Origin of the sequence: Methanothermococcus sp. (assembly GCF_015523155.1) — an archaeon.
In the GTDB taxonomy this organism is placed as follows: domain Archaea; phylum AGJL01; class Methanococci; order Methanococcales; family Methanococcaceae; genus Methanofervidicoccus.
In genome coordinates this window covers 1-4160 of the sequence record NZ_WAKW01000074.1, presented here as the reverse complement: position 1 = coordinate 4160, position 4160 = coordinate 1, and the positions used below count along the sequence as shown (strand labels likewise).

Annotated in this window: 5 protein-coding genes and 1 pseudogene; 1 reads left to right on the top strand and 5 read right to left on the bottom strand. The window is 30.7% G+C overall.

The genetic code is table 11. The annotated features are described in order from the left end of the window. From F7B34_RS07535 to F7B34_RS07515, 5 genes are all read right to left on the bottom strand, one after another. On the bottom strand, positions 1-570 hold a 570-nt coding region (locus tag F7B34_RS07535; RefSeq protein ID WP_292461219.1), incomplete at its 3' end, for a transposase. After that, positions 564-836: a helix-turn-helix domain-containing protein gene (locus F7B34_RS07530; protein WP_292461218.1), complete on the bottom strand. Its 273-nt coding sequence runs from the start codon at positions 834-836 to the stop codon at positions 564-566. The genes F7B34_RS07530 and F7B34_RS07535, both read right to left, overlap by 7 nt. Before the next feature lie 285 nt (positions 837-1121). Next, entirely contained in the window at positions 1122-2264 is a 1143-nt protein-coding gene (locus F7B34_RS07525) for an ATP-binding protein (protein ID WP_292461217.1), read from the bottom strand. A 164-nt stretch (positions 2265-2428) separates the two neighbouring features. Continuing rightward, on the bottom strand, positions 2429-3418 hold the full coding sequence (locus tag F7B34_RS07520; RefSeq protein WP_292461216.1) for an RNA-guided pseudouridylation complex pseudouridine synthase subunit Cbf5: 990 nt from the start codon (positions 3416-3418) through the stop codon (positions 2429-2431). Positions 3419-3466: 48 nt separating this feature from the next. Continuing rightward, complete coding sequence (locus tag F7B34_RS07515; RefSeq protein WP_292461215.1) at positions 3467-3658, bottom strand: AtpZ/AtpI family protein; 192 nt, start codon at positions 3656-3658, stop codon at positions 3467-3469. Positions 3659-3819: 161 nt separating this feature from the next. On the opposite strand from F7B34_RS07515, the pseudogene F7B34_RS07510 reads away from it, so the two are divergent. After that, positions 3820-4160: pseudogene (locus F7B34_RS07510) on the top strand (ABC transporter substrate-binding protein); the annotation flags it as partial.

Below are 4160 nucleotides of genomic sequence, written 5' to 3'. Positions count from 1 at the left end.
TTTATCATAATTGTTTATGTAATACCTTGATAGTTTATGAAGGAAATCATTTTTCTGATTGTTTAGTTTATCATAAACCTTGATAAGTTTTAATTTGGTCTTTTTGTAGTTGTTTGAACCTTTAATCTTTTTAGATAGGTTTTTCTGGACTTTCTTTATTTTATCCAAAGTTTTGTCAATAAACTTTGGATTTTCAAATTTGTTCCCATCTGAATCGATGGCATAACCATCGATTCCTAAATCAATACCTACAACTTTATTGGTTTTAGGTAGTGGTTTAGGTTCTTCTTCCACTTGGAAGAAGGCAAACCACTTACCAGTTGGTTCTTTTTTTATGATTACTCCCTTAATTTCTCCTTTAATTTTTCTATGTAGTTTTATTGGAATTTCCCCTATTTTGGACAGTTTAAGTCTTTTGGTTTTATAATCAACCTTGAAACCTGATTGATTGTATTCTAATGTTTTATAGTGGTTTTTGGATGATTTGAATCTTAACTTGCCTACTTTATGCCCTTTATGTTTTAGTTTTCCTAATGCTTTGAGGTTGCTCCAAAGTTTGTTATTTACCATTTTCGAGCGTAGCGAGAAAATCGTATAAAAATCTCGAAGAGATTTTTTGAGATTTGAAGAACTTTGGAATGGACTTTTTTAAGTTCAGGATTCTCCTTTTTATGCTCTGTGATTAGTTTTTGAGTATCTCCTTTGTTTAGTTCTGGGTTTTTATTTTTTTGTTCTAAAAGATAATTATAGATGTATCTACAAATATTTAGATGCTCTTCTATTGTTTTTCTGATTTTCCTGGATGGACAAATCCTGAACTTGTAAGTCCTCATCATTGGTATCACAGTTTGATTACTTATAAATAGTAGTTTATGCTAAAAACCATATAAATGTTTTGCCCGCATTTCCAAGCGAAGCGAAGGAAACCGTATAAATCCCGAAGGGATTTTGAGGATTCATCCCCCCGTAGCGAAGCGGAGGGCTACAAAATCCGAAGGATTTTGTTTAATCCCTTACGGAAGGGGACTTCTTGCGGAATAAGTTAAATTTGTTATGTTGAATACTTACATAATTACAAGATATATTTGGGAGCTCTCCTAAATACACTACTATATGAAAAATCAAACGACCTTCTTAATGGCATTCCATACTAAAAATGACTGTGGTTTCAATATTCCTTTTTGTGGATTTAGGAATAATATGTTCTCGTTAATCAGATAAACATAAACATGTTTTGGAATATCATGTAATTTCACAACATACTTTTTTTTAAATAATTCCAGTGCTTCCATTATTTCTTTTTTATTTACTTCAATCATTTGTCCTCTAATATTAACCTCTGGTTTAATGTAATTCAAATCCCGTAGAAATTCTTCCATTATATTAACTTCGTTGAGTAATTTTTCTTCCAATACATCTCGTAAGTTTTTATGGGCTGTTTTAATTATTATATCGTAAATATCTTTGGCTTTTCCCCCAACATAAGAATATATTAGTTCTTTTTCATCATTTGATAATTTCCTGTTTAGTTTTTCCTCTGCTAAAAAATCCATAAATTTTAATGCAATTTCTTTATCAAAATCATCTACAAAAATATATTCCACTCGTCCTCGGAGCTCTCCTGTATTATATACATACTCAACAAATAAACTATCTGATGTTAAACATAAACAATGCGCCAAATGTTGCTCTTTTGTTAAGGATACTAAAAACTGAAATATTTCTTTTAAAAGGTATTTTTGTCCATTAGCAGTTATTTCTTTAATCATCTGCAAGTTCTTTGGAGCGGAGCGACAAAGATTTTGGAAAACGAAGTTTTCCAAGACGTCAAATATTATAATTGGTCTCTTACCGCACTTTTTAGTTTCCAATAATACATCATTAAGATATTGAAAAGCATCATTTATTCTAGCTTCAAATAAGTTATTTAATTCCACCTCAGGAATCGGAATTCCCGTAACTATCCCTACTCCCTTTGTAAGTATGTTAATTACTTCAGACTTATCTTTTATTTTTTCCAAAATCCCCTCTTTTTTTGTGGTAAATATCGCTTCAATAAAATCTTTTTTTTCAGATATTAGCAATGTTCTAAAATTTATATAAAATACCTTATACCCATCATTTAACTTATTGTTTATAATATGATTAATTAAAGTAGTTTTCCCACTGTTTATGGGACCATAAATAAAATAAATATTATTTGGTTCTTCATCCAATACAGATAATATTTCAAATATCTCTTTTTCTCTGTTGAAAAATTTCATGGTTTCACCATATAAACCGCTAATGTGTAGTTATAGTCAAAGACAGAACTTTTTGACTATAGCCTCATCCCAATAACTGAGTAGAGCTCACAGTTTCTACGTAAAAATAAAATAATATTAGGTTAATAAATTTCCACTGTTTAAATTACGTCAAACACTATAAATTATTTTTTCTTACTTTTACCTTTTTTCCTTTTCCACATTTTTGGATATGTTCCGGGCTTCATCAATACCCTTTCAGTATTCACCACTGGATTGTTATATTCTGTCTCTTTTAATATATTTTTTGTGCTTAATAATGCCTTCCCTATTGCTACTGCCTCTCCCTTTAAGGTTTCTATTAAAACAGTCTCATCAATGCCTATTCCTTTACTAAGTTTTGCAATACCATTCAGATATACATCTGCACCATGACAAATTGCATCCACCGCACTATCTTTTATTACAATCTTTTTTAAATGTTGGAGCCCGTATTCCATAGGTTTTACTATTTTTCTCAGCTCTTCCTCGTCCCCCTCTTCTTTCCAAAATATGTAGGCATCAGCCAAATCCTGCAAATAAACAGCTTCATCCTCTCCAAATGGTCCGCTTTTAGTTCGCCTGAGCTCCTGCATGTGTGCCGATGTTCCAAGTGCCTCTCCAATATCCTCTGCAAGTGTTCGTATGTACGTTCCAGATTGACACCTTACTTTAAATAGGACATCTCTTCCATCCATTTCAAGAATTTCGAGCTCATATATTTTTCTTATTCTTAAACTCCTTTTTACGGCTGCCTTTAATGGTGGTCTTTGGAATATTCTTCCTGTGAATTCCTTAAAAATACGGTTTAAGTCATCCTCTTTTGCATCCCTGTGAAGATGCATTAAACACACATACTCCTTTGGAAGCATGTGCCAAACTGGTATGCACTTTGTCGTATTTTCAAGTGCAACCGGTAGAATACCAGTCACCTTTGGGTCAAGTGTCCCAGCATGTCCTGCAAGATTTAGATTTAATATCTTTTTTACCCATGATGAAACCTCATGAGATGTAGGTCCAGATGGTTTATCAATTACAACAAGACCGTTTTTTAAGAGCTCACCTATTGGTCTATTGTATGGATTGCAACCATATTCATAATTTGTTTTTGATTCTTCCCTTGTAATTAATTCCAAAGTATCACCGATTTTATATTATTCTACTATAATTCCTTTTTGTTTTTATTACTTTCTTTTTACTTTGTTTCTTATTAATTTAACTACCCTTAAAAAAGCCATTAAAACTCCAAGTAAAAATCCAATTACAATAAATATATTGTTATCATAGTAGTTTGATAAAAAATAGCCAATAATAATGCCCATAATTATATATAAAACAAATTCATACGCCAGTTGAATTGAATTTATTGAGTTCATATAATTCCTTGGGAATTTAAATAATAAAAATATATGTAAATTTCTTTTTTATTTATTTCTATTGAATTAATTTAAATATTTAATTAATTTAAATAAAAATTTATATATATTAATTAAAAAAACTTTATATTATATCAAAATATTTTTATTTAGGTGATGTTATGAAAAGGATAATTATACCGCCTATTGTGATGTTGCTATCCCTCGTCCCTGGAGTTGTAGGGGCAGAAATAGGGAGATATAAATGGAGATGGCTCCATAGATATTTCTGATGTCGTATATCTATTCAAGCATAGGAATATTCCATTAGAAGATGGAGATTTAAACTGTGATAATTCCATAGATATTGCGGATGTTGTATATCTCTTCAAAAACTATGATAGATTTAGAGAACCTGTTGTATTTGCTAAAACATTTAGTTTGGAGCCACACTGGAATAAAGGATACTGTTATATGGTGGATTCTGAGGGAAATAAATTTGTTTTATTAAAAGAAGGGGCAA

Excerpts from the sequence above, each read along its gene's own strand:
- F7B34_RS07530 (WP_292461218.1), bottom strand. The coding sequence starts at position 836 with ATGATGAGGACTTACAAGTTCAGGATTTGTCCATCCAGGAAAATCAGA.
- F7B34_RS07525 (WP_292461217.1), bottom strand. The coding sequence starts at position 2,264 with ATGAAATTTTTCAACAGAGAAAAAGAGATATTTGAAATATTATCTGTA.
- F7B34_RS07515 (WP_292461215.1), bottom strand. The coding sequence starts at position 3,658 with ATGAACTCAATAAATTCAATTCAACTGGCGTATGAATTTGTTTTATAT.